Annotated in this window: 23 protein-coding genes and 1 pseudogene; 16 read left to right on the forward strand and 8 right to left on the reverse strand. The window is 72.4% G+C overall.

Annotated features, from left to right (window positions below; genetic code table 11):
• Positions 1-6: 6 nt before the first annotated feature.
• Both KAK07_RS08510 and ppsR read right to left on the reverse strand, forming a co-directional pair.
• Positions 7-2,238 carry a GAF domain-containing protein gene (locus tag KAK07_RS08510; RefSeq protein ID WP_210860218.1) on the reverse strand — a complete coding sequence of 744 codons (2,232 nt, stop codon included), beginning with the start codon at positions 2,236-2,238 and terminating at the stop codon, positions 7-9.
• 16 nt (positions 2,239-2,254) lie between these two features.
• Complete coding sequence (ppsR, locus tag KAK07_RS25715; RefSeq protein ID WP_210852901.1) at positions 2,255-3,721, reverse strand: transcriptional regulator PpsR; 1,467 nt, start codon at positions 3,719-3,721, stop codon at positions 2,255-2,257.
• A gap of 261 nt (positions 3,722-3,982) precedes the next feature.
• Between ppsR and KAK07_RS08520 the strand changes: the two genes are divergently transcribed.
• From KAK07_RS08520 to KAK07_RS08530, 3 genes are read left to right on the forward strand one after another with little or no spacing between them, the layout of a single operon-like run.
• Positions 3,983-5,497 (forward strand): phytoene desaturase, encoded by a 1,515-nt coding sequence (locus tag KAK07_RS08520; protein WP_210852903.1) that lies wholly within the window; start codon positions 3,983-3,985, stop codon positions 5,495-5,497.
• Positions 5,478-6,566 (forward strand): phytoene/squalene synthase family protein, encoded by a 1,089-nt coding sequence (locus KAK07_RS08525; RefSeq protein WP_210852905.1) that lies wholly within the window; start codon positions 5,478-5,480, stop codon positions 6,564-6,566. Before KAK07_RS08520 ends, KAK07_RS08525 begins: the two co-directional genes overlap by 20 nt.
• Before the next feature lie 16 nt (positions 6,567-6,582).
• Positions 6,583-6,768 carry a hypothetical protein gene (locus KAK07_RS08530; protein ID WP_210852907.1) on the forward strand — a complete coding sequence of 62 codons (186 nt, stop codon included), beginning with the start codon at positions 6,583-6,585 and terminating at the stop codon, positions 6,766-6,768.
• On the opposite strand, the gene KAK07_RS08535 is transcribed toward KAK07_RS08530, so the two are convergent.
• Positions 6,704-7,546, reverse strand: coding sequence for a carotenoid 1,2-hydratase family protein (locus KAK07_RS08535; protein WP_210852909.1), 843 nt, complete (start codon positions 7,544-7,546; stop codon positions 6,704-6,706). The two genes, KAK07_RS08530 and KAK07_RS08535, sit on opposite strands and share 65 nt — an antisense overlap.
• A 23-nt stretch (positions 7,547-7,569) precedes the next feature.
• The gene (gene crtD, locus KAK07_RS08540) at positions 7,570-9,135 is read right to left on the reverse strand and encodes a 1-hydroxycarotenoid 3,4-desaturase CrtD (protein ID WP_210852916.1); all 1,566 of its coding nucleotides are present in this window, start codon (positions 9,133-9,135) and stop codon (positions 7,570-7,572) included.
• A 151-nt stretch (positions 9,136-9,286) separates the two neighbouring features.
• On the opposite strand from crtD, the gene KAK07_RS08545 reads away from it, so the two are divergent.
• From KAK07_RS08545 to ispH, 13 genes and pseudogenes are all read left to right on the forward strand, one after another.
• Entirely contained in the window at positions 9,287-10,168 is an 882-nt protein-coding gene (locus KAK07_RS08545; protein WP_210852917.1) for a polyprenyl synthetase family protein, read from the forward strand.
• A gap of 7 nt (positions 10,169-10,175) precedes the next feature.
• Entirely contained in the window at positions 10,176-11,345 is a 1,170-nt protein-coding gene (locus tag KAK07_RS08550) for a methyltransferase (protein ID WP_210860220.1), read from the forward strand.
• Between the two features lie 89 nt (positions 11,346-11,434).
• Positions 11,435-12,379 (forward strand): chlorophyll synthesis pathway protein BchC, encoded by a 945-nt coding sequence (gene bchC / locus KAK07_RS08555; RefSeq protein WP_247664289.1) that lies wholly within the window; start codon positions 11,435-11,437, stop codon positions 12,377-12,379.
• Positions 12,376-13,383, forward strand: coding sequence for a chlorophyllide a reductase iron protein subunit X (locus KAK07_RS08560; RefSeq protein WP_210860223.1), 1,008 nt, complete (start codon positions 12,376-12,378; stop codon positions 13,381-13,383). The genes bchC and KAK07_RS08560 overlap by 4 nt, the downstream gene beginning before the upstream one ends.
• Before the next feature lie 7 nt (positions 13,384-13,390).
• Positions 13,391-14,917 carry a chlorophyllide a reductase subunit Y gene (gene bchY, locus KAK07_RS08565; RefSeq protein ID WP_210860225.1) on the forward strand — a complete coding sequence of 509 codons (1,527 nt, stop codon included), beginning with the start codon at positions 13,391-13,393 and terminating at the stop codon, positions 14,915-14,917.
• A gap of 3 nt (positions 14,918-14,920) precedes the next feature.
• Positions 14,921-16,399 (forward strand): chlorophyllide a reductase subunit Z, encoded by a 1,479-nt coding sequence (gene bchZ, locus KAK07_RS08570; RefSeq protein WP_210852926.1) that lies wholly within the window; start codon positions 14,921-14,923, stop codon positions 16,397-16,399.
• A 117-nt stretch (positions 16,400-16,516) separates the two neighbouring features.
• Complete coding sequence (gene pufB, locus KAK07_RS08575; RefSeq protein WP_210803181.1) at positions 16,517-16,666, forward strand: light-harvesting antenna LH1, beta subunit; 150 nt, start codon at positions 16,517-16,519, stop codon at positions 16,664-16,666.
• 36 nt (positions 16,667-16,702) lie between these two features.
• A complete protein-coding gene (locus KAK07_RS08580; RefSeq protein ID WP_210852928.1) occupies positions 16,703-16,924 on the forward strand; it encodes a hypothetical protein in 222 nt (73 codons plus the stop codon).
• A gap of 15 nt (positions 16,925-16,939) precedes the next feature.
• Complete coding sequence (gene pufA, locus KAK07_RS08585; protein ID WP_210803183.1) at positions 16,940-17,122, forward strand: light-harvesting antenna LH1, alpha subunit; 183 nt, start codon at positions 16,940-16,942, stop codon at positions 17,120-17,122.
• A gap of 173 nt (positions 17,123-17,295) precedes the next feature.
• Positions 17,296-18,120 (forward strand): photosynthetic reaction center subunit L, encoded by an 825-nt coding sequence (gene pufL, locus KAK07_RS08590; protein WP_210852930.1) that lies wholly within the window; start codon positions 17,296-17,298, stop codon positions 18,118-18,120.
• A gap of 41 nt (positions 18,121-18,161) precedes the next feature.
• Complete coding sequence (pufM, locus tag KAK07_RS08595) at positions 18,162-19,124, forward strand: photosynthetic reaction center subunit M (protein WP_210852932.1); 963 nt, start codon at positions 18,162-18,164, stop codon at positions 19,122-19,124.
• Positions 19,125-19,192: 68 nt separating this feature from the next.
• Positions 19,193-20,269: a photosynthetic reaction center cytochrome PufC gene (gene pufC / locus KAK07_RS08600; protein ID WP_210860227.1), complete on the forward strand. Its 1,077-nt coding sequence runs from the start codon at positions 19,193-19,195 to the stop codon at positions 20,267-20,269.
• Between the two features lie 33 nt (positions 20,270-20,302).
• Positions 20,303-21,220, forward strand: a pseudogene (gene ispH / locus KAK07_RS08605) (4-hydroxy-3-methylbut-2-enyl diphosphate reductase); the annotation flags it as partial.
• A gap of 83 nt (positions 21,221-21,303) precedes the next feature.
• Here ispH and bchJ read toward each other — a convergent pair.
• The 4 genes from bchJ to KAK07_RS08620 form a co-directional block, all read right to left on the reverse strand.
• Positions 21,304-21,900, reverse strand: a complete 597-nt coding sequence (gene bchJ / locus KAK07_RS25195; RefSeq protein WP_310740712.1) for a bacteriochlorophyll 4-vinyl reductase — start codon at positions 21,898-21,900, stop codon at positions 21,304-21,306.
• A complete protein-coding gene (gene bchE, locus KAK07_RS08610; RefSeq protein WP_210860229.1) occupies positions 21,897-23,531 on the reverse strand; it encodes a magnesium-protoporphyrin IX monomethyl ester anaerobic oxidative cyclase in 1,635 nt (544 codons plus the stop codon). The genes bchJ and bchE overlap by 4 nt, the downstream gene beginning before the upstream one ends.
• A gap of 192 nt (positions 23,532-23,723) precedes the next feature.
• A complete protein-coding gene (locus tag KAK07_RS08615; RefSeq protein ID WP_210860231.1) occupies positions 23,724-25,253 on the reverse strand; it encodes a tryptophan halogenase family protein in 1,530 nt (509 codons plus the stop codon).
• On the reverse strand, positions 25,250-26,257 hold the full coding sequence (locus KAK07_RS08620; RefSeq protein ID WP_210860233.1) for a cupin-like domain-containing protein: 1,008 nt from the start codon (positions 26,255-26,257) through the stop codon (positions 25,250-25,252). The genes KAK07_RS08615 and KAK07_RS08620 overlap by 4 nt, the downstream gene beginning before the upstream one ends.

The raw sequence follows: 26,257 nt of genomic DNA on the forward strand, positions 1-26,257 counted from the left end.
CGGCGCTCACGACCCGCTGTCCGCACCCGGCGGCGTGCTCAGCCGGCGGATGCGCTCGACCAGCGAGGTGGCCCGGCGAGTGGCGCTTTCCAGCTCTTCAAGCATCGGCGCGGTGGGCACGGAGGCGCTGGAATCGGCAATGTCCATCGCCGCCAGGCTGGCATTGGTGAGGATGGCGCCCAGCAGCGGGTCGATCTCGCGCGTGGCCGCGGCGCCCGCCGACAGGCCCTCGACCGGCGCCGCCGCCGGCATCGCCCGGGCCAGTGAGGCCTCCAGGTGGGCGCGGGCCTGGGTGGCGCGCCAGCTCTGGCTGCGGTCGAAGAACGTCAGCACATAGCCCAGCGGACGGCCGTCACGGCCCGGCACCACCTCGGCGCGCACCGTCACCGGCCGCTCGCCGGCATCGGCGGGCTGCGGGCGCAACAGCATCTCGCCGCGCCAGTGGGCCTGGCCGGTGCGCAACGCGGCCAGCGCATGGCGCAGTTGCTGGGGCTGGGTGAAGGCATCGGCCAGGTGGTCCAGGTCGGCCGCGTCGGCCGGCGGCCCCCCGGACCAGACCCGGCCCAGCAGCTGGCCGCAGGCCTCGTTGATGAACAGCAGCCGGCCGTCCGGCCCGGCCACCAGCACCGCCTCGACGGCGTTGCGCACGGTCTCGCGCACCGTGGCCAACTGGTGCTCGGCCACCAGCAGGCGCACCGCCTGGACCTGCACGATGATGTCCACCAGCGCACCGCCAAAGGCCCGGCCCAGCGCCAGCTCGGCGGTGGTCCAGGCGATCGCGGTGCCGCGCACCAGCTCGGACCAGGCGGCGAAGGAGCGCCGCGGCGACAGGCTCATCGGGTCGTCGCCGATCATCGGCTTGTGCGGGTCGCCGGCCCAGGTGACGGTGCGCATCTGCTCCTTGCGCAGCCACATCAGCAGGTCGGGCCGCTGCGCCGACAGGCGCACGCCCAGCACGCCGCTGGCGGTGGGCGTCAGCGAGGCCAGCGCTGGGTTGGCCTTGCCCACCGCGGAGCTGGCGAACAGCATGTCGCTGGCGGTCTGCTCGACCACCCAGTCGCGCAGCGCGCGCAGCTCGGGCGTGGACGGCACCTCGCCGGTGGTCAGCAATTCGTTCTCGGCGAACAGCACCGCGCCGGTGGCATTCAGCGGCTGCAGCAGCGTGGCCGGGTTGCGGAACAGCGCCTGGCGCCAGTCGCCCTCGGTGGAGGTGGCCTCGACCAGGCGCTGCTCAAGCCGGCGAACCAGCACCGCGACCTGCGCATGAGCGTAGTTCTCGATCGCCGCGATGCGGGTGGAGACCACCTCGCCGATCAGGTCGCAGGCGGCGCGCACCGCGTAGCGCACGTTGCGCGGCGCATCGTGGTGGGCGGCGATCAGGCCCCACAGCCGTTCCTCGTGCACCAGCGACACCACCAGCGTCGCGGTGACACCCATGTTCTTCAGGTACTGCAGGTGCAGCGGCGACATGCTGCGCAGGTAGCTCATCGACATGTCGAGCTGGTCGCCCACCGGCTGGCCGTCCTCGCGCACCAGCAGCTGCGGCTGGTAGTGCACGTCCACCAGCACCCGCACCCGGTTGCGCAGGTACAGCTCGCGGGCGCGCTGCGGAATGTCGGTGGCCGGGTAGTGGTGCCCCAGCAGCGACTGCAGCCGCGGGTCGCGCGACTCGGCGATGATCTCGCCGTGGCCCTCGGGGTCGAACTTGTAGACCATCACCCGGTCGTAGCCGATCAGCTCGCGCACGCCGCGTGCGGTGGCGTCGGCCAGCACGCCCAGGCTGGCGGCTTCGCCAATGCGCTGCACGGTCTGCGCGACCAGCGTCATCAGCGTCTCGCGGTCATGGCCCACGGTGGGCGCGGCCCCCGACGCCAGCGGCTCCAGCTCCAGCACCAGCGCGCCCGCGGCATTGCGGTGCAGTGCGCCCTCCCAGTCGGGCGCGCCGCCGCCGCGGGCGGCCTGCAGCGGCACCGGTTCATCGGCGCGCAGCGCGGGCAGCGCGACCTGCACCGCCTGCGCCAGGCCCGGCGCCAGCGCCTCCAGTGGACGGCCCAGGCAGGCGCTGCCGGGGGCATCCAGCAGTTGCGCGATGTTCTCGGACGCCGCCGACAGCCGCAGGCCCTCGCCCTCCAGCACCAGCAGCACGCCGTGCGGCTGCACCGAGCCGGCGAGGTGGATCAGCTCGCGCTCGCAGTTGGTCAGATCGGCCTGACCGAAGCGGGGACTCTCGCCTTGCACGTGCGTGCTCCGCAGATCAGTTCAGCAGCCCCGGGCCCGGCGTCTTGCCCGCCTCGAGCCGATGGTGGCGCATCCGCGCCCACAGGTCATCCAGCGCAATGCCCAGCAGCGCCGCGGCCTGCGCCAGGTCGGACGGGTGGCGGGCGATCGCCTCTTCCAGCAGGTGGCGCTCGGCCAGCTCGCTGGTCTCGCGCAGCAGGTCGCCCAGCGACATCAGGCCGACCTGGGCGGCCAGGCGGTCGATCGCGCTGGCCAGCTGGCGCACCTGCGGTGGCATCGCGCCCTGGCGGTGGTCGATGCGGCGCAGCGTCAGGCCCATGCATTCCTGGTCGCCTTCGGCCAGCAGCGCGGCCGAGACCTCGACGTCGATCGCCACCGACTCATGGCAGCCGACCGTGCACTGCTGCTGGTCGACGATGCCCAGGTGGCGCGCCTGCGCCAGGATGGCGGGCAGGCTGCCCTTGGCGTCGCCCAGCAGCTGGGTCAGGCTCTGGCCGGCGCTGGGCATGGGCATGCCGGGCACCGCGGCGGCGTCCTGGCACAGCAGGTCGAAGGCGGAGTTGGACATCAGCACCCGGGCCTGCGAATCGGTGATCACCACCGCGTCGGGCGTGCGGTCGACGAAACTGGCCAGGCGCAGGCTGGCCGAGCCCGGCTCGGCGGCCACCTCGGCCACGCGTACGCGCACCAGCAGCAGCAGCGTGCCGTCGGCGCTGAAGGGCGTGGCCGACAGGTCGGCCGGCACCGGCGCCACCGCCAGGCCCTCGCCAGGCGCCAGCAGCGCACGGATCTCGCCCGGGCGGCCGCTGGTGCGGGCGGTGACGAACAGCTCTTCCACCGCCGCGCGCGAGACGCTGCTGATGCTCGCCAGCACGCTCTGCCCGGCCCAGTGCGCCATCACGCGGCCGAACAGCTCGGCGGCGGCGCGGTTGGCCTCGACCATGGCGTAGCTGTGGGCGTCGATGACCAGCACGCCGTCGGTGGCCACCTGGAACAGCATGCGGTAGCGCGCCTCGGCCTGGCGACGGCGCCAGTAGTCGCGCTCCAGCGCCTGCTGGGCTTCGACGAATCGCTGCTGGATGGCGGCCACCGAGCGCAGGTCGCGGCCCACCGCCAGCACCGGGCCCTTGGCGCCCAGGCGCACGGCCGAGTAGGCCACCGGGATCTCGGTGCCGCCGTCGGCGTGGTGGTTGACCTCGCGGCGCTGCGTCACGCGGCCGGCGCGGGCCTCGCTGAGCATCATCTCGACCTTGCGGCGGGTCTCGCCAGTGACGGTGTCCACCCAGTGCCGGCCCACCCAGTGGGCGGCGCCACCGGTCAGCGGCTCGGCGCCCTGGGCGACGTTGCGGATGACCCCGTCGTCGTCGATCACCAGTGCGATGTCACTGGCGATGGAGACAAAGGTCTGCGCCAGCTGGGGCGCGAGTTCGGACAGCGCACCCAGGTCAGGCGGCTCGGTCGGGCGATTCGGGGCGTTGCTCACGCGACTTCTCCACTGCAGCGCACGACTTGCACCAAGGGCGGAATGATCCGCCAGGCGCAGGTGTCGACGCACAGGGCCTGGAATGATCAATCCACGATACCACAGGGGCCCTGTCCATGACGCTGCCGAGAGGACCAGGGCCGGCGAGTCGGGCTCTTTGAGGACGGCTGCCCGGGCGCCGCAGCGCAGGGGAAGGTGGGGCCGGCCAGGAGGAGTACGGATCGTGTTGTCATTCTAACTTGACACTCCTACAATCACCAAATGTTGACACTCGACAGTGGCGTGCCGCACGCCGTGGTGATCGGCTCCGGCTTCGGTGGCCTCGCCGCCGCGGTCCGGCTGGTGGCCCGTGGCTGGCGGGTGACCGTCGTCGAGCAGCTCGACGCGCCCGGCGGCCGGGCCTATGTGCACCGGCAGGACGGCTTCACCTTCGACGCCGGGCCCACCGTCATCACCGCGCCCTTCCTGCTCGAGGAGCTGTGGGCGCTGTGCGGCAAGCGCCTGTCCGACGACATCGACCTGCGCCCGGTGGCGCCGTTCTACCGCATCCGCTTCGACGACGGCACGCTGTTCGACTACAGCGGCGACCCCGAAGCCATGCGCCGCGAGGTGGCCCGCCTGGCGCCGGGTGACGTGGCCGGCTACGAGCGCTACCTGGCGGCCAGCAAGGCCATCTTCAAGGTCGGCTTCGAGCAGCTGGGCCATGTGCCGTTCGAGAGCCCCACCGACATGCTCAAGGTCGCCCCCGACCTGCTGCGCCTGCAGGGCTGGCGCTCGGTCTGGGGCCTGGCCAGCCGCCATGTGCGCGACCCGCGGCTGCGCGTGGTGCTGACCTTCCAGTCGCTGCTGGTGGGCGGCAACCCCTTCGACACCACCGCGGTCTACTGCCTGATCGCCCACCTGGAGCGCCACTGGGGCGTGCACTTCGCGATGGGCGGCACCGGCGCGCTGGTCAGCGGCCTGGTCAAGCTGATGCAGGAGCAGGGCGCTCAGCTGCGGCTGAACACCCGGGTCGAGCAGATCATCGTCGAGGGCGGCCGCGCCCGGGGCGTGATGCTGCAGGGCGGCGAGCGCCTGGACGCCGACGCGGTGATCTCCAACGCCGACTCGGCCTTCACCTACCGCCGCCTCGTGGCGCCCGAGCACCGCCACCGCTGGACCGACCGCAAGCTGGAGCGCGCCAACTACTCGATGAGCCTGTTCGTCTGGTACTTCGGCACGCGCCGCCAGTACCCGGACGTGGCCCACCACACGATTGCGCTGGGGCCGCGCTACCGCGAGCTGCTGGCCGACATCTTCCACCGCCAGCACCTGGCCGAGGACTTCAGCCTCTACCTGCACCGCCCCACCGCCACCGACCCCTCGCTGGCACCGCCGGGCTGCGACACCTTCTACGCGCTGGCGCCGGTGCCGCACCAGGGCAGCGGCGTCGACTGGACGCAGCAGGCCGAGCCCTTCCGGCAGGCGGTGCAGCGGCGGCTGGAAAGCACCCTGCTGCCGGGCCTGAGTGCCGAGGTCGTGACCTCGCGCGTGACGACGCCGCTGGACTTCGCCCAGCGCCTGTCCTCCGAGCAGGGCGCCGCCTTCGGCCTGGCGCCCACGCTGATGCAGAGCGCCTGGTTCCGACCGCACAACCGCAGCGAGGACATTCCGGGGCTGTACCTGGTTGGCGCCGGCACCCATCCGGGCGCCGGGCTGCCCGGCGTGCTCAGCTCAGCCCGCGTGCTCGACCACTACCTGGCTCCGGCCGCCGCCCATGTCCGCGCCGCCGCCTGATCGTCTGGCCGCCGACCGCGCCGACCTGGCCGCCTGCCGGGTGGCGCTGGCCAATGGCTCGCGCACCTTCCTGGCCGCCTCGTGGCTGCTGCCGCGTGCGGTGCGTGAGCCGGCCTGCGCGCTCTACGCCTTCTGCCGCATGGCCGACGACCGGGTCGATGGCGCCGCCGCCCGCGGCGAGAACGCCGCCGAGGCGGTGGCCGAGCTGCGCGAGCGCCTGGCACGCCTGTACGCCGGCCAGCCCGGCCCGGACGTGGCCGACCGCGCGCTGGCCGCGGTGGTGCGCGGCGGCACGCTGCCGATCGCCTGGCCGCTGGCGCTGATCGAGGGCTTCGAGTGGGACGCCACCGGCCGCCGCTACGAGACGCTCGACGAGCTGCTGGCCTACGCCGCCCGCGTGGCCGGCGCGGTGGGCGCGATGATGGCCGCGCTGATGGGCGCCACCCAGGGCGAGCACGCCGAGGCCGCGCTGGCCCGCGCCTGCGACCTGGGCGTGGCGATGCAGCTCTCCAACATCGCCCGCGATGTGGGAGAAGACGCCGCGATGGGCCGGCTCTACCTGCCGCAGCAATGGCTGCGCGAGGCCGGCATCGACCCCGACGCCTTCCTCGCCGCCCCGGTGTTCAGCCCGGCGCTGCACCAGGTGGTGGAACGCCTGCTGGCCGTGGCCGAGCGCCTGTACGCCCGCGCCGGCGCCGGCGTGGCCGCGCTGCCGCTGGCCTGCCGGCCCGGCATCAACGCCGCGCGCCTGCTGTACCGCCAGATCGGTCTGCAGGTGCGGCGCAACGGCGGCAACTCGGTCGACCGCCGCGCCGTCGTGTCGGCCCGGCGCAAGCTGCTGGGCCTGGCCCAGGCCGCCTGCACGCTGCGGCCGTCGATGCAGGCGCTGCACGAGCCGCCGCTGGCGGCCAATGCCTTCCTGGTGCAGGCGCTGCCGCGCCCGCTGGCCGACACGCCGCCGGCCTGGTGGCAGTGGCAGACGCGCGGCCTGCGCGTGCTGGCGCTGTTCGAGCGTCTGGAGCGCTGGGACCGCGCGCGCCAGGCTGCGCCGCCGGTGGTCTGGCGCTGACGGCCGCTGGGGCGCCGTGTCGCTGATCTGGCTGGAGATCGTGCTGGGCTTCGGCGTGCCCATCGCCTGGGGCCTGTGGGAGCTGTGGTCGTTGCGCCGGCTGCGCCAGCGCGACGAGGCCGCCCACGCCGAGGCGCTCAAGCCCGCCGTGGCATCCGGAACGGCAGCATCGCCTGCACCCACGGACGAGCGAAACGCCTGAGGTCCAGGCTCTCCTGCACCGCGCAGACCGGCAGGCCGTGCCAGCGCAGCCCCAGCAGCGAGCGGGTGTAGAACGGCCCGTCCTCCAGCCGGCGCAGCCGCTGCGGCAGCGAGCCCGCGTCCTGGCGCACCTGCTGCGCCACGCCCCAGGCGCCGCGCGGCAGATCGGTGCTGGCCATCAGCGGCAGTTGCTGCACCGGCTGGCCCTCGCGCAGTTCCAGCGCCAGCGCGCGGGTCTGGCCATCGCGCTCGACCGTGTCGTAGACCACCATGCAGCGCCGCTCGTCCAGGTGGGCGCGCGCCCAGTGCCAGTGCGAGAAGGCCTGCTCCAGCGGTTCGGCGCCGCGGTTGCTGTCCAGGTAGCCCTGGCCGCGCCAGTGCCAGCCGGGTTCGTCGAAGTCGACCTCCACGTCGGCCAGCGGCGCCAGCGGCCACCACTGGTGGCGGCCGGCGCCGTCCAGGTCGATCGGCGCGGTGGGACAGGGCCGCGGCCGCAGCCGCACGCGGCCGCGCAGGCGGCGCGGCCAGGGCACGGCCCATTCCTGGATGCGCGCCTCCAGCACCTCGCCGTCCCAGTGCAGCGCGCTGGGCCCCACCTGCAGGTGATCGGGCCCGCGCTGCAGCTGCGCCGCGCCACGCTCGGTCATCGCCCACAGGGGCCGGCCGTCGCGGTACAGCGCCACGTTGATCGCGCAGTGCGCCTGCGGGTCGGCCGGACCCCGGGCGCGGGCCCGGGCGTAGTAGGGCGAGAAGACGCTGCCGACGAAGCCGATCAGCACCAGCGCATCACGGCGGTCGGCGCTCAGCGCGTCAAGGTACCACCAGGCATAGCCGCCGGGGGGGACAGGGTGATCGAAACCCGGGCGGGCGCTGCCTGCAGCATCGCCTGCGCCGCCAGCCAGCCCGAAGTGGCCGCCATCGGCAGGCCCGGCCCCGGGTGCACGCTGCCCCCCGCCAGCCACAGGCCCGGGATCCGGCTGGCCGAGCCCATCCGGCGAAACGAGGCCTGCCAGCCGTGCGTCGCCCGCCCGTACAGCGCCCCCCCGGTCCCCGGAAAGCGCGCCGCGAAGTCCGCCGGCGTCGTGCGCAGCACCGTCTCGGGCTGCCAGCGCAGGCGCAGGCCGCAGCGTCTCAGATGGGTCAGGCTGCGCAGTTCGCATGTGTCGATCTCCTGTGGGGACAGGCCGCGGCCGTCCGCCTGGGCCGGTGCATTGACCAGCCAGAACATCCGCTCCAGGCCCCCGGGCGGCGGCGAGACGTCGTCGCGGTCGGGGGCGCAGAGGTAGACCGTGGGGCGGCGCGGCAGGCGCGTGGCGCCGAAGATGTCGCTGAACTCGCCCGCGCCATCGCTGCTGAAGAACACGTTGTGGTGCGCCAGCGCCGGCCCCTGGGCCTGCGCCAGCGCGGTCCAGGTGAGGGCCGACAGCGACCGCGGCGCGGTGGCGGCCTCACTCGGCATGGCGGCGCGCGCCGCCGCACCGGCCAGACCGCGCGCCAGCGCCGCGGCGTCGCCGTTCCACAGCACCTGGTCGGCGCGCAGGCACTCGCCCCCCAGCAGGCGCACGCCGCAGGCGCGGCCGCCCTCGACCAGCAGCTCGCTCACATGGGCGCCGGTGCGCAGCACGGCGCCGCGCGCCACGGCGATGTCGGCCAGCGCCCGCGCCAGCCGCTGCATGCCGCCGGGGATGCGCCACACGCCCGCACGCTCGGCCTGCGCCACCAGCATCAGCGTGGCCGGCGCCGCATCGGGCGAGGCGCCGCAATAGGTGGCGTAGCGGCCGAAGAGCTGGCGCAGCCGCGGGTCACGGAACTGCCGGGCCAGCTCAGCCATCAGCGTGGCGAACGGCGCAATGCCGGCCAGCGCCGCCAGCCCAGGCAGGCCCTGCGCACGCCAGCTGCGCCAGGCCAGGCTGATCGGCGTGGGGCGCGGCGCCCGCATGTGGGTGTGCTCCAGCGTGCGGAAGATGCGCTCGGCGCGGCCGCAGAAGGCCTGGTAGCGGCGCGCCTCGTCGGGCCCGGCGAAGGCGCCGATCGCCGCCACCGCCTGCTGCGGATCGGCCAGCAGGTCCAGCGTGTCGCCGCCGCGCCAGAAGTGGCGCGCCAGCACCGGCATCGGCGTGGTGGGCACCCACGCGCCAAAGGATTCGCCCAGCTCGGCAAACAGCGTCTCGAACCAGGGTTTGAGCGTGAACACCGTGGGCCCGGCGTCGATCCAGGCATCGCCCGCCGCCTGGTGGCGCAGCTTGCCGCCCCAGTGCGCGGCGCGCTCCAGCACGGTGACGGCACGCCCGGCGTGGGCCAGGCGCGCCGCGGCGACCAGGCCGCCGATGCCACCGCCAACCACGATCACCCGGTGCTCGCCCGCCATGGTCTTCAGACCCGGTGGCGACCGTGGGGGGTCGTCAGTGTGTATTGACGTTGACAGCTCATGTGTCTATTCTGCTTGACACTTGATGCTGTTGACAACCGCGTCAGGCCGGCCCCTCCCTGGTCGGCCGGGCGTCACACCGGGGAGCCTGATGGACATTCGCAACCGGATCGAGGCCTCGCTGCAGCGGGCCCTGGAAGGCGCCCTGATCGACGACGCGCCACCGCGCCTGGCGGCCGCCGTGCGACACGCGGTGTGGCCGGGCGGCGCCCGCGTGCGGCCGCGCCTGTGCCTGGCCGTGGCGCTGGCCTGCGGCGACGACGACCCGCTGCTGGCCGATGCCGCCGCCGCGGCGATCGAGCTGCTGCACTGCGCCTCGCTGGTGCACGACGACCTGCCCTGCTTCGACAACGCGCGCCTGCGCCGCGGCCGGCCGTCGGTGCACGCCGCCTATGGCGAGCGGCTGGCGGTGCTCAGCGGTGACGCGCTGATCGTGCTGGCGCTGCAGGGCCTGGGCGCGGTGGCCGCACGGGCACCGCAGCGCCTGCCGGCGGTCTGGGCGGCGGTGACGCGCGGCGTCAGCATGCCCCACGGCATCGTCGCCGGCCAGGCCCAGGAATGCGAGCCCCAGGTGGTGCTGAGCGACTACCAGCGTGCCAAGACCGGCGCCCTGTTCGTGGCCGCCACGGTGGCCGGCGCCGAAGCCGCGGGCGCGCCTGGCGCCCCGTGGCGCGCGCTGGGCGCCTGTCTGGGTGAGGCCTACCAGGTGGCCGACGACATCCGCGACGTGGTGGCCGACCCCGAGGCGCTGGGCAAGCCGGTGGGCCAGGACGTAATGCACGACCGCCCCAGCTCGGCCCGCGTGCATGGCCTGCTGGACGCGACGCGGCATTTCGGCGAGCTGGTCGACGAGGCCGCGGCCTCGGTGCCGGCCTGCCCCGGCCGCCACCAGCTGCAAGCCCTGGTGCGCGCCGAGGGCGAGCGTCTGGTGCCCACCGCGCTGTACGCCGACCTGCTGCGCCAGGCCGCCTGAGCCCACGGTGAATCCCCGCGAACACAGCGCCGACGTCCGCTGGGACGGCGCCCCCCCCGCGCCCTGGCGCGACGGCTGGGCGCGCTGGCGTGACCGCCTGCTGGGCAGCCCGCGCTTTCGCCAGTGGGCGGCCGGCTTCCCGCTGACGCGCTGGGTGGCGCGTCGGCGCGCGCAGGCGCTGTTCGACCTGGTCGCCGGCTTCGTCTACTCGCAGGTGCTGCTGGCCTGCGTGCAGCTGCGCCTGTTCGACCACCTGGCCGAGGGCCCCCGCACGCTGGACGCGCTGGCGCCCCGGCTGGGCCTGGACGCCAGCGCCTGCCTGCGGCTGCTGCAGGCGGCGCAGGCACTGTCGCTGGTCGAGCCACGCGGCGCCGGCCGCTGGGGCCTGGGCCCGCTGGGCGCGGTGATGGCCGGCGACCGCGCGATCAGCGCGATGGTCGAGCACCACGGCGCGCTCTATGCCGACCTGGCCGACCCGGTGGCGCTGCTGCGCGGCCAGGCCCGCGACAGCCACCTGGCCGCGTTCTGGCCCTACGCCACCACCACCGCGCCGGGCCAGCTCGGCGACGCCGACGTGGGCGCCTACAGCGAGCTGATGAGCGCCTCGCAGCCGCTGGTGGCCGAGCAGGTGCTGGACGCGGTGGACCTGCGGCGCTGGCGCTGCCTGATGGACGTGGGGGGTGGCCAGGGCCGCTTCCTGATCGAGGCGGCGCGCCGCGTGCCGGCGCTGTCGCTGCGGCTGCTGGACCTGCCAGCGGTGGTCGAGCGCGCACGCCAGCAGCCAGACTGGCAGGCGCTGGGCGAGCGCGCCCGCGTGCACGGCGCCGACTTCCTGCGCCAGCCGCTGCCCACGGGCGCCGACATCGTCTCGCTGGTGCGCGTGGTCCACGACCACGACGACGAACCTGCCCAGGCACTGTTGCGCGCCGTGCACGCCGCGCTGCCCCCCGGCGGGGCACTGCTGCTCGCCGAACCGATGGCCGACACCCCCGGCGCCGCGCGCATGGGCGACGCCTATTTCGGCTTCTACCTGCTGGCCATGCGCAGCGGCCGGCCGCGCAGCGCGGCCCGCCTGGCCGAGATGCTGCAGGCCGCCGGCTTCCAGGCGCCGCGCGAGCACGCCACCCGCCAGCCGCTGCAGACGCGGGTGCTGATGGCGCTCAAGCCCGGCACCTGAGCCCCCCACGAACCCCGTCGTAAATCACCCTTGACAACTCAATATGTCAGCGTACAGTGACACTCAACATGTCAATTTCCACTGACACCTTGGCCGTCGTTCTCGCCTCACCCGAGCACCTGCAGCTCGAGCGCCTGGCCCTGTCGCCGCGCGGCGAGGACGATCTGCTGGTCGAGGTGGAATGGAGCGGCATCTCCACCGGCACCGAGCGCCTGCTGTGGAGCGGCCGCATGCCGCCCTTCCCCGGCATGGGCTACCCGCTGGTACCGGGCTACGAGTCGGTCGGCCGCGTGGCCGAAGCCGGCGCCGACAGCGCCTTCCGCCCAGGCGACCGCGTCTTCGTGCCCGGCGCCAACTGCTTCGGCCCGGTGCGCGGCCTGTTCGGTGGCGCCGCCCGCCGCCTGGTGGTGCCGGCGCGCCGCGTGGTGGCCGTGGACGAGGCCCTGGGCGAAGATGCAGTGCTGATGGCCCTGGCCGCCACCGCCTACCACGCGGTGGCCCGCGGCGGCACCTGCGAGCACCCCGAGCCGCCCGAGCTGATCGTCGGCCACGGCGTGCTGGGTCGCCTGCTGGCGCGCCTGAACGTGGCCGCCGGCTGCACCAACACGGTCGTCTGGGAAACCGACGCCCGCCGCCAGGACGGCGCCCGCGGCTACACCGTGCTGCACCCGGATGACGACCCGCGGCGCGACTACCGCAGCGTCTGCGATGTCAGCGGTGACGCGGCGATGCTGGACGTGCTGATGCAGCGCCTGGCCCCCGGCGGCGAGATCGTGCTGGCCGGCTTCTACCCCGACCGCGTGTCCTTCGCCTTCCCGCCGGCCTTCATGCGCGAGGCGCGCATCCGCGTCGCGGCCGAATGGCAGCGCCCCGACCTGCTGGCCGTCAAGGCCCTGATCGAGTCCGGCGTGCTGCCGCTCGACGGCCTGGTCACCCACCACTGCGAGGCCGATCAGGCCGACCAGGCCTACCGCACCGCCTTCGGCGACGCCGGCTGCCTGAAGATGATTCTCGACTGGAGGCACAGCGCATGAACTCTCCCACCGAGGTGCCTGTGCAGGTGCTGCGCGATCTGCAGTTGCGCGCCGAAGCGGCCATTGAGCCCGACGCGCCGTCGACCGGCCCCGTCAAGCAGGGCACACAGATCATTGCGATCTACGGCAAGGGCGGCATCGGCAAGAGTTTCACGCTGGCCAACCTCAGCTACATGATGGCCCAGCAGGGCCGGCGGGTGCTGCTGATCGGCTGCGACCCCAAGAGCGACACCACCAGCCTGCTGTTCGGCGGCAAGGCCACGCCCACCATCATCGAGACCAGCAGCCGCCGCAAGGCCGCCGGCGAATCGGTGGCGATCGGCGATGTCTGCTTCAAGCGCGACGGCGTCTACGCGATGGAGCTGGGCGGCCCCGAGGTCGGCCGCGGCTGCGGCGGGCGCGGCATCATCCATGGCTTCGAGACGCTCGAGAAGCTCGGCTTCCACGACTGGGGCTTCGACTACGTGCTGCTCGACTTCCTGGGCGACGTGGTCTGCGGCGGCTTCGGCCTGCCGATCGCCCGCGACCTGTGCCAGAAGGTCATCGTCGTCGGCTCGAACGACCTGCAGAGCCTGTACGTGGCCAACAACGTCTGCTCGGCGGTCGAGTACTTCCGCAAGCTCGGCGGCAACGTCGGCGTGGCCGGACTGGTGGTCAACAAGGACGACGGCACCGGCGAGGCCCAGGCCTTTGCCGCGCAGGCCGGCATCCCGGTGCTGGCCAGCATCCCCGCGCACGAGGACATCCGCCGCAAGAGCGCCGCCTACGAGATCATCGGCCGCCCCGATGGCGCCTGGGGTCCGCTGTTCGGCCAGCTGGCCGACGCCGTGGCCGAGGCTCCGCCGCAGCAGCCCCGCCCGCTCAGCCAGGACGGCCTGCTGGCGCTGTTCTCGGGCAGCGCGGTCGGCCGCGACGTGGTGCTGCAACCGGCCACCGACGCCGACATGATGGGCCGCGCCGTGGTGGCCAAGCCCTCGCTGGAGGTGGTCTACGACCCCGAGTGAGCCAGCGATGACCGTGTCCACCCTGCCCCTGCACGACGGCGCCCCCGAGGCGCTGGGCTGCCACGCCTCGGCCGAACAGGTCGCGGCGCTGGCGCAGCAGCTGCCCGAGTCCACCGCCGACACGCTGGCGCGCTACGCCCGCGACTACCCGCAGGGCCCGCACGACCAGCCGCAGAGCATGTGCCCGGCCTTCGGCTCGCTGCGCGTGGGCCTGCGCATGCGCCGCGTGGCCACGGTGCTGTCGGGCTCGGCCTGCTGCGTCTATGGGCTGAGCTTCACCTCGCACTTCTACGGCGCGCGCCGCAGCGTGGGCTACGTGCCCTTCAACAGCGAGACCCTGGTCACCGGCAAGCTCTTCGAGGACATCCGCGAAGCGGCCTTTGGCCTGGCTGACCCTGAGAAGGTCGACGCGGTGGTGGTGATCAACCTGTGCGTGCCTACCGCCAGCGGCGTGCCGCTGCAGCTGCTGCCCAGGCAGATCGACGGCGTGCGCGTGATCGGCATCGATGTGCCCGGCTTCGGCGTGCCCACCCATGCCGAGGCCAAGGACGTGCTGGCCGGCGCGATGCTGCGCTACGCCCGCGCCGAGGCCGAGTCCGGCCCGGTGCAGGCACCGCGCGGCGGCCGCGCCGAGCGGCCCAGCGTGGCCTTCCTGGGCGAGATGTTCCCCGCCGACCCGGTGGTGCTGGGCGCGCTGCTCGACCCCCTGGGCCTGGCCGCCGGCCCGGTGGTGCCCACGCGCGAATGGCGCGAGCTGTACGCCGCGCTGGACGCCAGCGTGGTCGCCGCGATCCACCCCTTCTACACCGCCAGCGTGCGCGAGTTCCAGGCCGCTGGCCGGCCGATCGTCGGCTCGGCGCCCGTGGGGGCCGAGGGCACCGACGCCTGGCTGCAGGCGATCGGGCGCAGCGCCAACGTGCCGCAGGCGATGATCGACGCCGCCCGCAACCGCTTCGTGCCCGCGGTGCGCAGCGCGCTGGCGGCGCAGCCGATCCGCGGCCGCCTCACGCTCAGCGGCTACGAGGGCTCCGAGCTGCTGGTGGCGCGCCTGCTGGTGGAAAGCGGCGCCGACCTGCGCTACTGCGGCACCGCCGCACCGGCCACGCCCTGGAACGCCGACGACCGCGACTGGCTGGCCGCGCACGGCGTGCATGTGCAGTGCCGCGCCTCGCTGGAGCAGGACCTGGCCGCGATGCGCGCCTTCGAGCCCGACCTGGCGATCGGCACCACGCCGCTGGTGCAGGCGGCCAAGCAGGCCCGCACGCCGGCGCTGTACTTCACCAACCTGATCTCGGCGCGGCCACTGATGGGCCCGGCCGGCGCCGGCTCGCTGGCCACGGTGATCAACGCCGCGATCGCGAACCGCGCGCGCTTCGAGGCGATGGACGACTTCTTCGGCGCCTCCGGCGTCGGCCAGGGCGACCGCAGCGGCGTCTGGCAGCAGGCACCGCAGGAGCGGCCGGCCTTCCGTGCCGACTTCCGCCGCCGCGTCATCAAGATCCAGCAGGCGGCGAACGCGCCGGTGGGGGTGTAGACCATGCTGGTGCTGGACCATGACCGGGCAGGCGGCTACTGGGGCGCGGTGTACGTGTTCACCGCGATCAAGGGCCTGCAGGTGGTGATCGACGGCCCGGTGGGCTGCGAGAACCTGCCGGTCACCAGCGTGCTGCACTACACCGACGCGCTGCCACCGCACGAGCTGCCGATCGTCGTCACCGGCCTGGCCGAGGAACAGCTGGGCCGCGAAGGCACCGAAGGCGCGATGCGCCGCGCCCACCGCGCCCTGGACCCCGACCTGCCGGCGGTGGTGGTGACCGGCTCGATCGCCGAGATGATCGGCGGCGGCGTCACCCCCGAGGGCACCGGCCTGCTGCGCTTCCTGCCGCGCACGATCGACGAAGACCAGTGGCAGTGCGCCAACCGTGCGATGAGCTGGCTGTGGACGCAGTACGGCACGAAGCGCATCCCCGCGGCCCGGCCCGCGGCCGAACGCCCGGCCGGCGCGCGCCCCAAGGTCAACCTGATCGGCCCGAGCTACGGTGTCTTCAACGGCCCGAGTGATCTGGCCGAGATCCGCCGCCTGGTCGAAGGCATCGGCGCCGAGGTGAACCTCAGCTTCCCGCTGGGCAGCCACCTGGAGGACGTGCCGCGCCTGGCCGAGGCCGACGCCAACGTCTGCCTGTACCGCGAGTTCGGCGCCGCGCTGTGCGAACAACTGGAGCGGCCCTGGCTGCATGCGCCGATCGGCGTGCACAGCACCACCCGCTTCCTGCGCACCCTGGGCGAGATGCTGGGCCTGGACCCCGAGCCCTTCATCGAGCAGGAAAAGCACACCACGCTCAAGCCGGTGTGGGACCTGTGGCGCTCGGTGACGCAGGACTTCTTCGCCACCGCCAGCTTCGCGGTGGTGGCCGGCGCCACCTACACCCGCGGCCTGCAGCGCTACCTGGGCGAGGAGCTGGGCCTGCCCTGCCAGTTCGCGGTGCCACGCGTGCCCGGCGCCAAGACCGACAACGCCGAGGTGCGCCGCCTCACCCACAGCCGCACGCCGCTGGTGATGTTCGGCTCCTTCAACGAGCGCATGTACCTGGCCGAGCTGGCCGGCGGCCATGGCCCGCGGCCCAGTTACATCCCGGCGTCGTTCCCGGGCGCCATCATCCGCCGCGCCACCGGCACGCCCTTCATGGGCTATGCCGGCGCCACCTATGTGCTGCAGGAGGTCTGCAACGCCCTCTTCGACGCGCTGTTCCATGTGTTGCCGCTGGCCTCGGCGCTGGATGCCGTCGAGCCCACGCCGGCCCGCCTGGCGCCCGAGCGCCCGCAGGCCTGGGACGACGAGGCGCAGCGCCTGCTCGATGAGCTGGTGCGTGCGCAGCCGGTGCTGGTGCAGATCTCGGCCGCCAAGCGCCTGCGCGACCGCGCCGAGCACGAGGCGCAGCAGGCCGGCGAGGACCGTGTCACCGCCGAGCGCATGGCGCGCCTGCGCGACACCCTGACCACGGGCGTGCCGGCATGACGCCGATGACGCCCGCTTCCGACGTTCCGGCTGGCAGCCCTGCCACCGGGCGCCCTTGCCGCGCGGGATGGAGCCGCGGTATCGGCCGCAAGGCCATTGAGAAAAGGAACCCCCACTATGGCTGATGACCGTAAGGGCTCCCTGTCCGGACTGACCGAGCAGGAAGCACGCGAGTTTCACGGCATGTTTGTGACCAGCTTCATCGCGTTCACTGCGATCGCGATCGTCGCCCACATCCTGGTGTGGAACTGGCGTCCCTGGCTCTGAGCCTGGCCCGCCTTCAACGCTCCTGAGGAGCAAGAGATGACCGCTTCCACCCTGAAGCCCGACGTTGGCCACACCCGGGGCGCCGAGTCCTCGCGGCTGGTGTTCTGTGTGTGCTTTGCGATGTTCCTGGTGATCGCCGTGATCGCCCAGCTGCTGTTCATTCCCTGGCGCAGCTGGTTGACCGGTGCCGAGGACCATCGCTCGCTGATCGGCGGCGTCAGGTCGGCGGTCTACACCCTGTTGTCCAACATCCCTTGAATGGAGAGACAAGACATGTGGAGATTGTGGTTGCTGTTCGACCCGCGAAGGGTCCTCATCGCGCTGTTCACGTTCCTGTTCGGACTGGCGCTGCTCATTCACTTCATCCTGCTGAGCACCGACAAGTTCAACTGGCTCGACGGCGCCAAGAAAACCAAGGCGGCGACCGTCCAGGTCGAGGCACCGCCCAAGGGCTAGTCCCCGCACCCACCCTGCGTCCCCGGACGCAGGGTTCGGGCCGGAGACCCCCTTGTTCACCGTCCCTCGGCATCCGAGCCTGCCGCCTGCCTGCGGGCAAGCGACCGGTCGCATGCCGACCCAACACCTGATCGGCGCAGCCCTGGTGTGCTGCGTCTGCATGGGAGTCGGCCATGGCCATGCTCAGCTTCGAGCGCAAATACCGCGTCCGCGGCGGAACCCTGATCGGAGGCGACCTGTTCGACTTCTGGGTCGGTCCGTTCTACGTGGGCTTCTTCGGCGTCACCACCGCCTTCTTCGCCACCCTGGGCACCGCGCTGATCCTGTGGGGCGCGGCGCTGGGGCCGACCTGGAACCTGTGGCAGATCAGCATCGCGCCGCCGGACCTGAGCTGGGGCCTGCGCCTGGCGCCACTGGCCGAAGGCGGGCTGTGGCAGCTGATCACGATCTGTGCGCTGGGCGCCTTCGTGTCCTGGGCCCTGCGGGAGGTCGAGATCTGCCGCAAGCTGGGCATGGGGCTGCATGTGCCGGTGGCCTTCAGCTTCGCGATCTTCGCCTACTTCACGCTGGTGGTGATCCGACCGATGCTGCTGGGCGCCTGGGGCCATGGCTTCCCCTACGGGATCATGAGCCACCTGGACTGGGTGTCCAACACCGGCTACCAGTACCTGCACTTCCACTACAACCCGGCGCACATGCTGGGCGTGAGCTTCTTCTTCGCCACCTGCTTCGCGCTGGCGCTGCACGGCTCGCTGATCCTGTCGGCCACCAACCCCGGCAAGGGCGAAGTGGTCAAGGCGCCCGAGCACGAGAACACCTTCTTCCGCGACACCATCGGCTACTCGATCGGCTCGCTGGGCATCCACCGCCTGGGCCTGTTCCTGGCGCTGTCGGCGGCCTTCTGGAGCGCGATCTGCATCGTGCTCAGCGGTCCCTTCTGGACCCGCGGCTGGCCCGAATGGTGGAACTGGTGGCTGAGCCTGCCCGTCTGGCGCTGAACACCCCCACCCACGGCCCCTAGAAGACAACAGGAGCTCCCATGGCCGAGTACCAGAACATCTTCACCCGCGTCCAGGTCCATTCGCCCGCCTACCCCGGCGTGGCGCTGGCCGAGGACAAGCGCGCCGGCACCCCGGTGCATGTGCACCTGCTCGGACGCTTCGGCGACGCGCAGATCGGCCCGATCTACCTGGGCTGGCTCGGCGTGGTCGCGCTGATCCTGGGCTTCGCGGCCTTCGAGATCATCGGCCTGAACATGCTGGCCTCGGTCAACTGGAACCCGATCGAGTTCGTCCGGCAGCTGCCCTGGCTGGCACTGGAGCCGCCGGCGGCCGAGTACGGTCTGCGCATCCCGCCGCTCGAGAAGGGCGGCTGGTGGCTGATGGCGGGCTTCTGCCTGACCATGGCCATCCTGCTGTGGTGGGTGCGCATGTACCGCCGGGCCCGTGCGCTGGGTCTGGGCACGCATGTGGCGTGGGCCTTCGCCGCGGCGATCTGGCTGTACCTGGTGCTGGGCTTCATCCGCCCGGTGATGCTGGGCCAATGGAGCGAGGCGGTGCCCTTCGGCATCTTCCCGCACCTGGACTGGACGGCGGCCTTCTCGCTGCGCTACGGCAACCTGTTCTACAACCCCTTCCACATGCTCAGCATCGCCTTCCTCTACGGCTCGGCGCTGCTGTTCGCGATGCACGGGGCGACGATCCTGGCCGTCACCCGCTTCGGCGGCGAGCGCGAGATCGAGCAGATCCTGGACCGCGGCACCGCCAGCGAGCGCGCGGCGCTGTTCTGGCGCTGGACCATGGGCTTCAACGCGACGATGGAATCCATCCACCGCTGGGCCTGGTGGTTCGCGGTGCTGTGCCCGCTGTGCGGCGGCATCGGCATCCTGCTGACCGGCACCGTGGTCGACAACTGGTACCTGTGGGCGGTCCAGCACGGCGTGGCGCCCAGCTACCCGGCGGCCTACCCGGTCGGACCGGACCCGGCCCTCGCCCCGCACTGACCCGATGTCCGCCGACGCGCCCGCAACCCCCTTGCCGTTGGCGGCCCGCTGATCCCGCAGGAGCACCCATGAAGAACACGCCCCACCGCGGCCTGCTGGCCGCCGCCCTGAGCCTCTGCGCCCTGCTGGCGGGCTGCGAACGCCCGCCGATGGAAAGCCAGCAGACCGGCTACCGCGGCACCGCCATGGGCCAGGTCAGCAACCCGCGCCTGACCGAACCGCTGCTGGCCGCCCAGACCCTGCCCGAGCCGCTGCCCGCGGTGCCGGCGCCGCCCGGCTCGCCGCTGGCCAAGGACGTCTTCAAGAACGTCAAGGTGCTGGGCGATCTGCCGGTGGGCGAGTTCACCCGCACGATGCAGGCGATCACCAACTGGGTGTCGCCGCAGCAGGGCTGCGCCTACTGCCACGCCCAGGGCGCCGAACTCTCCGACGACTCGCTCTACACCAAGGTCGTGGCGCGCAAGATGCTGACCATGACCCGCCACCTGAATGCCGACTGGCAAAGCCACGTCCAGCAGACCGGGGTGACCTGCTACACCTGTCACCGTGGCCAGCCGGTGCCGGCCGCGGTGTGGTTCAACCAGGACGGCGGCAAGCATGCCGGCGGCGCCTCGGCGCTGGGCTATGGCCAGAACCACCCGTCGATGCAGGCCGGCCTGACCTCGCTGGATGTGAACGTGCTGTCGCGCTACCTGGTGGGGGCCGAGCCGATCCGCACCGGCACGCCGCAGGCCCTGCCGATGGGCAGCCCGATGACGATCCGCCAGACCGAGAACACCTTCGGCCTGATGATCCACATGAGCGAATCGCTGGGCGTCAACTGCACCCACTGCCACAACACCCGCTCGCACACCGAGTGGTCGCAGAGCCCGCTGGCGCGCACCCAGGCCTACCACGGCATCCGCATGGCCCGCGAGTTGAACAACCAGTACCTGCTGCCGCTGACCTCGGTCTTCCCGGACCACCGCAAGGGCCCGGGCGGCGATGTGGCCAAGATCAGCTGCGCCACCTGCCACCAGGGGGTCAACAAGCCGCTGGCCGGCCAGTCGATGCTGAAGGACCATCCGGCGCTGGGCGGGGTGCCGATGGGCTCCGCCACCGCGACGCCGCCGGCCGCCGCGACCACCGCGGCCGCCCCCAACTGAGGCCATCCGCCCCCTGCCATGGCCACGCCGCCGCTGGAGATCCTGCTGGCCCAGCCGCGCGGCTTCTGTGCCGGCGTGGAGCGGGCCATCGACAGCGTCGAGCGGGCGCTGGCGCGCTTCGGCGCGCCGCTGCATGTGTTCCACGAGATCGTGCACAACCGCCAGGTGGTCGAGGACCTGCGCCGCCGCGGCGTCGTCTTCGTCGATGACGTGGCCCAGGTGCCGCGCGGCGAGGTGCTGGTCTTCAGCGCCCACGGCGTGGCCGATGCGGTGCTGGAGGCCGCCCAGGCGCGCGGCCTGCGCGTGATCGACGCCACCTGTCCGCTGGTCAGCAAGGTGCACCAGCAGGTGCGCCAGTACAGCGCCGACGGCCGCCGGGTGATCCTGATCGGCCAGGTCGGCCACGACGAGGTCGAGGGCACGCGCGGCGTGGCCGCCGCCGAGCCGCTGGCCGTGGTGGGCAGCGCCGCCGACATCGCCGCACTGGACTGGCCGGGCGACACCCGCGCCGCCTATGTCACGCAGACCACGCTGTCGATCGACGACACCGCCGGCCTGATCGATGTGCTGCGCCAGCGCTGGCCCGACCTGCAGGGACCCAACACCTCGGACATCTGCTACGCCTCACAGAACCGCCAGTTCGCGGTGCGTGCGCTGGCGCGCCAGGTGGACGCGGTGCTGGTGGTGGGGGCGCGCCACAGCGCCAACGCCGCCCGGCTGCGCGAGGTGGCCGAGCAGGCCGGCGTGCGCGCCTGGCTGATCGAGGAGGCGAACGAGCTGGACCCGGCCTGGCTGGCGGGTGTGCGCCAGGTGGGCATCACCGCCGCCGCGTCCACCCCACCCGCCCTGGTCGACGCGCTGTGCGATCGCCTGGTGGCGCTGGGCGCATCGGCGCCGCGCGCGCTGCCGGGCGAGGTCGAGCGGGTGCGCTTTCGCCTGCCCGCCGGCCTGGACACCCCGGCGCTGCCGGAGCAGCCCTGCGCGCCGCCGCGCCTGCACCCGGGACCGCCGGCGGTGATGAGCGCGCTGGGCGCTCACCAGTCCAGCTCGAACTCGCAGGCCGGCGCACCCATCGCCGCGCAGGCCACCTCCTGCACCCTGGAGGCGGGCGACACCAGCGCCTGGAACAGGCGCTCGAAGGTGGCGGCGAAGTAGTCGCACAGGGGCTCGTCGGCCTGCACGCCGCGGCTGGTGGCGCTGCCCTGCAGCCGCAGCTGCACCCGACCGGGCCGCAGCAGCTGCGCGCTGAACTGGCCGCTGCCGCAGAAGGTCCAGGCGTGGCGGCGGATGGCCACCAGCAGCACGCGCGCCGACCAGGTGGCCGGCAGGTGCGGCAGCAGCCAGCGCATGGGCCGCGGAATGCGGTGCGCCAGCAGATAGTCCCCCGTGGCCAGCCCGGCCGCGCGGCCAATGCCCCGGGCCTCGGCCACCGAGCCGTGCTCGCGCAGCACGCGGTGCAGCGCCTGCACCTGGGCCTCGTCGACCATGGTCTGCGGCGGCGTGTCGGCGTAGGCGGCCAGGCCGGCCTGCGCCAGCACGGCGCGGCAGGCCGCCTCACCGGGGCCGGCGCGCAGCACCGCCATCACCTGCAGGATCGCGTTGGGGCCGATGCGGCCGGCCGCCGCGCTCACGGCGTGGCCGCGGGTCCGTCGGCCACCTCGCTCATGCGCGACAAGGCCTCGGCGGCGATCGCCTCGCCCTCGCGCCGGCGCATCGCGATCTTCGGGCCGTGCATCGTCACCCAGCCTTCGTCGGCCGCGGCGATGGCGGCGGCATCGGGCCGCGCATGGACCCGCTCGCCGGCAAAGCCGAAGTCGACCTTGCCCTTGCTCTGCGGGCCCCAGTAGCCCACCCGGCCCAGGTCGTAGAAGCTGCGCTGGAAGCCGCTCTTGGCAAAGGCCTTGAGACAGCCCATCAGGTAGCGCCGCCGCGTGCGGTCCTTGGTCCAGGGGTACTGGAAGAAGGCCTTGTTCATGAAGAAGCGGCGGTAGTTGTGCATCACCCGGTCGAGCAGCTCGGCGCGGTCCATCGCGTCGGGCTTCATGATCGGCGTGACGAAGTTGTACTTCTCGAAATCGAACACCTCCACCTTGTCGCCCAGCTCCTGGAACAGGTCCGAGAAGGGCCAGGGCGTGTACATCGCCCAGTTGGCCATGTCGGGGTTCCAGTCGCGCGCCATCTGGTAGGTCTCCTCCAGGGTCTCGGCGGTCTCGTTCTCCAGGCCCACGATGAACTGCGCCTCGGTGACGATGCCGGCCTCGCGCAGCAGCGCGATCGCCTTCTTGTTCTGCGCGACCGTGGTCTCCTTGTGGAAGCGGTCCAGCTTGAGCTGCGCCGCCGCCTCGGTGCCCAGGCTCACATGCACCAGACCGGCACGGCGGAACAGCGGCAGCAGGGCCTCGTCGCGCAGGATGTCGGTGACGCGGGTGTTGATGCCCCACAGCACGCCCAGGTCGCGGCGGATCAGCTCCTCGCAAAAGGCGATGAACTTCTTGCGGTGGATCGTCGGCTCCTCGTCGGCCAGGATGAAGAAGCCCACCTGGTGCTCGCGCACCAGGGTCTCGATCTCGTCGACCACCTTGATCGGGTCGCGCACCCGGTAGTCGCGCCAGAACTTCCACTGGCTGCAGAAGCTGCAGGTGAAGGGACAGCCGCGGGCGAAGTTGGGAATCGCCACCCGCACGCCCATCGGGATGTAGATGTATTGGTCCCACTCCAGCACGCCCCAGTCGGGCGCCACCCGGTCCAGGTCCTGGATCGGCGGCTCGGCCGGCGTGGCCACCACCTGCCCGTCCTGCCGGTAGGCGATGCCGTGCACCACGCCCGGGCCTTCGGTGCGCCAGCGGCCGTCGTCGACCGCGCGCACCAGGTTCAGGAAGACCTGCTCACCCTCGCCGCGCACGATGGCGTCGATCCACGGCGCCTCCTGCAGCACCTGCGGGTACATGAAGGTGCCGTGGATGCCGCCCAGCACCGTCACCGCCTGCGGCAGCGCCTCCTTGGCCATCTTCAGCAGCGCCTCGGCCTTGTAGATGGCCGGCGTGATCGCGGTGCAGCCGATGATGTCGGGCTGCAGCGCCAGCAGCCGCTCGCGCACCTGCTCGTCGCTGAGGTGGTGCGTCATCGCGTCGATGAAGCACAGGTCGGTGTAGCCGGCGTGCTTGAGGTAGCCGGCCAGGTAGGCCACCCAGGCCGGCGGCCAGTTGCCGGCGATCTCGGCGCCACCGGAGTGGTAGTTGGGGTGGATCAGGACGATGCGCATACAGACCTCCACCGCGGGACACGCGGATGGAGATCAGCCTAGCGAGGCGGGAGGCGCCAGGGTTGAGGTGGGGCAAGCTTGGGGCGCAAAGTGTCCAGACACTGGTACATACACCCATGTCTCGCCACCTTGACAACGGTGGAAGACCGGCGCCGGGCCCGCCGGTGGCCGCTCAGGCGAGCGCCGCCGGCCTCAGGCGACCGGCGCCGGGTCGCGGAACGGTGCACACAGCTGCTGTACATAGGCCTGGTGCGCCGGCAGGCCAGCCACGATGCGCTGCACCCGCACGCGGATGTCCTCCAGGAAGCGCTGGAGCTCGTCGGGCCCCATCAGGTCGGCCACCGGGTGGTAGCGGCCAGGCATCAGGCCCTGGCCCATCATCACCTGGATCCAGGAGTTCTCGGCGAACAGCTCGTCGCTGGGCCGGAACACGCGCGCCGTCTCGCGGAACAGCTCGATCCGGTGGCGCAGCGTGGGCGGCAGCGTCATCTCGCGGACATGCCGCCACAGCGCCGAATCGGTGCGCTGATTGACGTGGTAGTGCAGCACGATGAAGTCGCGGATGTGCTCCAGGTCGCGCCGCGACTGCAGGTTGAACTCGTCCACATCCGCCTGCTGGATGCCGCCCGACGGGAACAGCTGCATCAGGCGGATCGCGTGGCGCTGGATCAGGTGGATGCTGGTGGACTCCAGCGGCTCGACGAAGCCGCCTGCCAGGCCCACGGCGACGCAGTTGCGCTCCCAGACCTTGTCGCGCTGACCCGGCAGGAAGCGCAGGATGCGCGGCTGGATCAGCACATCGCCCTCGACGTGGCGCTTGAGCACCTCCGGAGCATCGGCATCGCTCAGCTCTTTGCTGCTGTAGACCAGACCGTTGCCGACGCGGTGCTGCAGCGGGATGCGCCACTGCCAGCCGAAGGGGTGGGCGATCGAGCGGGTGTAGGGCCAGGCCTCGCGCACCGAACTGGTCTGGACCGCCACGGCGCGGTCGCAGGGCAGCCAGTAGGACCAGTCCTCGTAGCCCACGCCCAGCGTCTCGCCCAGCAGCAGCGAGCGAAAGCCGGTGCAGTCGATGAAGAGGTCACCCTCGATGCGGCTGCCGTCCATCATCTGCAGCGCCGCGATGTCGCCGGCGCGTGCGGTGGCGGTGTCGGTCTCGTGCTGCAGCACGCGGGCGATCCTGCCTTCGATGCGCTGCACGCCGTAGCCCTCGCTGAGGCCGCGCAGGAAGCGCGCATAGCGGCCCGCATCCAGGTGGTAGGCGTAGTTCAGCGCGTTGTTGGGCACATGGGCGAAGCGGTTGGCATGGGCCGCCATCGTCTCGGGGTTGTAGTCGGTGTAGGGCCGCGCCAGACCCTGCGCCCGGCCCTTCAGCCAGAAGTGCTGGAAGCCGGCGCTCCAGTGGTCGTTGCCGGTGCTGCCGAAGGAGTGGAAGTAGTGCTCGCCGATGGCCTTCCAGCCCTCGAACTGGATGCCCAGCTTGAAGGTGGCGTTGGTGGCGGCCATGAACTCGGCCTCGTTCAGGCCGAGCAGGTTGTGGAAGGTGTGCAGCGCCGGGATCGTGGCCTCGCCCACGCCGACGGTGCCGATCTCCTCGGACTCGACCAGCCGGATCTCCAGCCGCTTGCCCAGCAGCTTGCTCATCAGCGCGGCCGTCATCCAGCCGGCGGTGCCGCCGCCAGCGATCACGACGCGGTGGAAGGCGTTCGGGGAGGTGTTCATCGCTTGAGTTGGTTCAGGAGTTGGGTGCGCACCTGGCGCGCGACGGCCTCGTCGATCGGGCCCAGCAGGCCGCGGGCCGCGGCAGGGATGTGGGCCCAGGTGCTGTCGTCGGCGCCCCAGATGAAGTGCTGGAAGTGGTGCTGCCAGGTGCGCCGGTCGCGCTCGGGCAGGTCGCGCAGCGTCAGCAGCGCCAGGCGCAGCGCCGTCAGGGGCGAGTCGATGTACTCGGGGGTTTCGCGCCACCAGGCGTTGATCAGCAGATTGACCGGCGCCAGGCCCTCGACGTGGTGGAACCACATGCTGGGGATGAAGAGGGCATCGCCCGGGTCCATCTCGACCACCTCGGCGGCCTCCCAGGCCTGGGCGAAGCGCGGAAAGCGCTCCAGGTCGGGGCGGGCGAAGTCGACCAGGCTGATGGGCTGGCCGGCCGGGGTGGGATCGAGCGGCCCCAGGTACAGGTTGTGCAGTTGCTCGGGCGGGAACAGCGTGAAGCGGCGCCGGCCGGCGGCCACGACCGCCAGGTTGTCCGGCAGGTCGTAATGGGCGGCGATGCGGGTGCGGTTGCCCAGCCAGAGGCTGACCAGCGCGTCACGCGCGCCCAGCGCCATCACGTTGGCGTCCAGGAAGCCCGGCAGCACCGCCTCCACCGTCGTCGAGCCCACATACAGCGCGGGGGGTTCCGGCGTGGCGGTCAGGTGCAGCAGGCCGGTCAGCACCTGGTCCAGCGTGGTCGCGTGGCGGCTGAAGTTGAAGCCCTGCAGGGTGTCGTCGGCATAGAAGACGCGGCCCCGGGCCTCGGGCGCCAGCTGGAACAGGCCGATGTGCACGCCGTTGTAGAGCCGCATCAGGTAGTGCGCCAGCGCCACGTCGGACTGGCGCGCCGCCTGCACCACCGGCCAGTGGGCGAAGGCGCCGCGCACGACATAGGGCCGCGCCGCGGTCAGCAGTGCATCGGGCAGCGCGCGGGGGTCGATGGGACCCTGCCAGAGCGGGACCTCGCGCAT

The sequence above is a fragment of the Ideonella alba genome (assembly GCF_018069875.1).
GTDB lineage: Bacteria > Pseudomonadota > Gammaproteobacteria > Burkholderiales > Burkholderiaceae_C > Ideonella > Ideonella alba.

Bases quoted from the DNA above. Each gene is read 5' to 3' on its own strand.
- KAK07_RS08520 (WP_210852903.1), top strand. From the start codon at position 3,983: ATGTTGACACTCGACAGTGGCGTGCCGCACGCCGTGGTGATCGGCTCC.
- KAK07_RS08525 (WP_210852905.1), top strand. From the start codon at position 5,478: ATGTCCGCGCCGCCGCCTGATCGTCTGGCCGCCGACCGCGCCGACCTG.
- crtD (WP_210852916.1), bottom strand. From the start codon at position 9,135: ATGGCGGGCGAGCACCGGGTGATCGTGGTTGGCGGTGGCATCGGCGGC.
- KAK07_RS08545 (WP_210852917.1), top strand. From the start codon at position 9,287: ATGGACATTCGCAACCGGATCGAGGCCTCGCTGCAGCGGGCCCTGGAA.
- KAK07_RS08560 (WP_210860223.1), top strand. From the start codon at position 12,376: ATGAACTCTCCCACCGAGGTGCCTGTGCAGGTGCTGCGCGATCTGCAG.
- bchY (WP_210860225.1), top strand. From the start codon at position 13,391: ATGACCGTGTCCACCCTGCCCCTGCACGACGGCGCCCCCGAGGCGCTG.
- bchZ (WP_210852926.1), top strand. From the start codon at position 14,921: ATGCTGGTGCTGGACCATGACCGGGCAGGCGGCTACTGGGGCGCGGTG.
- pufB (WP_210803181.1), top strand. From the start codon at position 16,517: ATGGCTGATGACCGTAAGGGCTCCCTGTCCGGACTGACCGAGCAGGAA.
- KAK07_RS08580 (WP_210852928.1), top strand. From the start codon at position 16,703: ATGACCGCTTCCACCCTGAAGCCCGACGTTGGCCACACCCGGGGCGCC.
- pufA (WP_210803183.1), top strand. From the start codon at position 16,940: ATGTGGAGATTGTGGTTGCTGTTCGACCCGCGAAGGGTCCTCATCGCG.
- pufL (WP_210852930.1), top strand. From the start codon at position 17,296: ATGGCCATGCTCAGCTTCGAGCGCAAATACCGCGTCCGCGGCGGAACC.
- pufM (WP_210852932.1), top strand. From the start codon at position 18,162: ATGGCCGAGTACCAGAACATCTTCACCCGCGTCCAGGTCCATTCGCCC.
- pufC (WP_210860227.1), top strand. From the start codon at position 19,193: ATGAAGAACACGCCCCACCGCGGCCTGCTGGCCGCCGCCCTGAGCCTC.
- bchE (WP_210860229.1), bottom strand. From the start codon at position 23,531: ATGCGCATCGTCCTGATCCACCCCAACTACCACTCCGGTGGCGCCGAG.
- KAK07_RS08615 (WP_210860231.1), bottom strand. From the start codon at position 25,253: ATGAACACCTCCCCGAACGCCTTCCACCGCGTCGTGATCGCTGGCGGC.
- KAK07_RS08620 (WP_210860233.1), bottom strand. From the start codon at position 26,257: ATGCGCGAGGTCCCGCTCTGGCAGGGTCCCATCGACCCCCGCGCGCTG.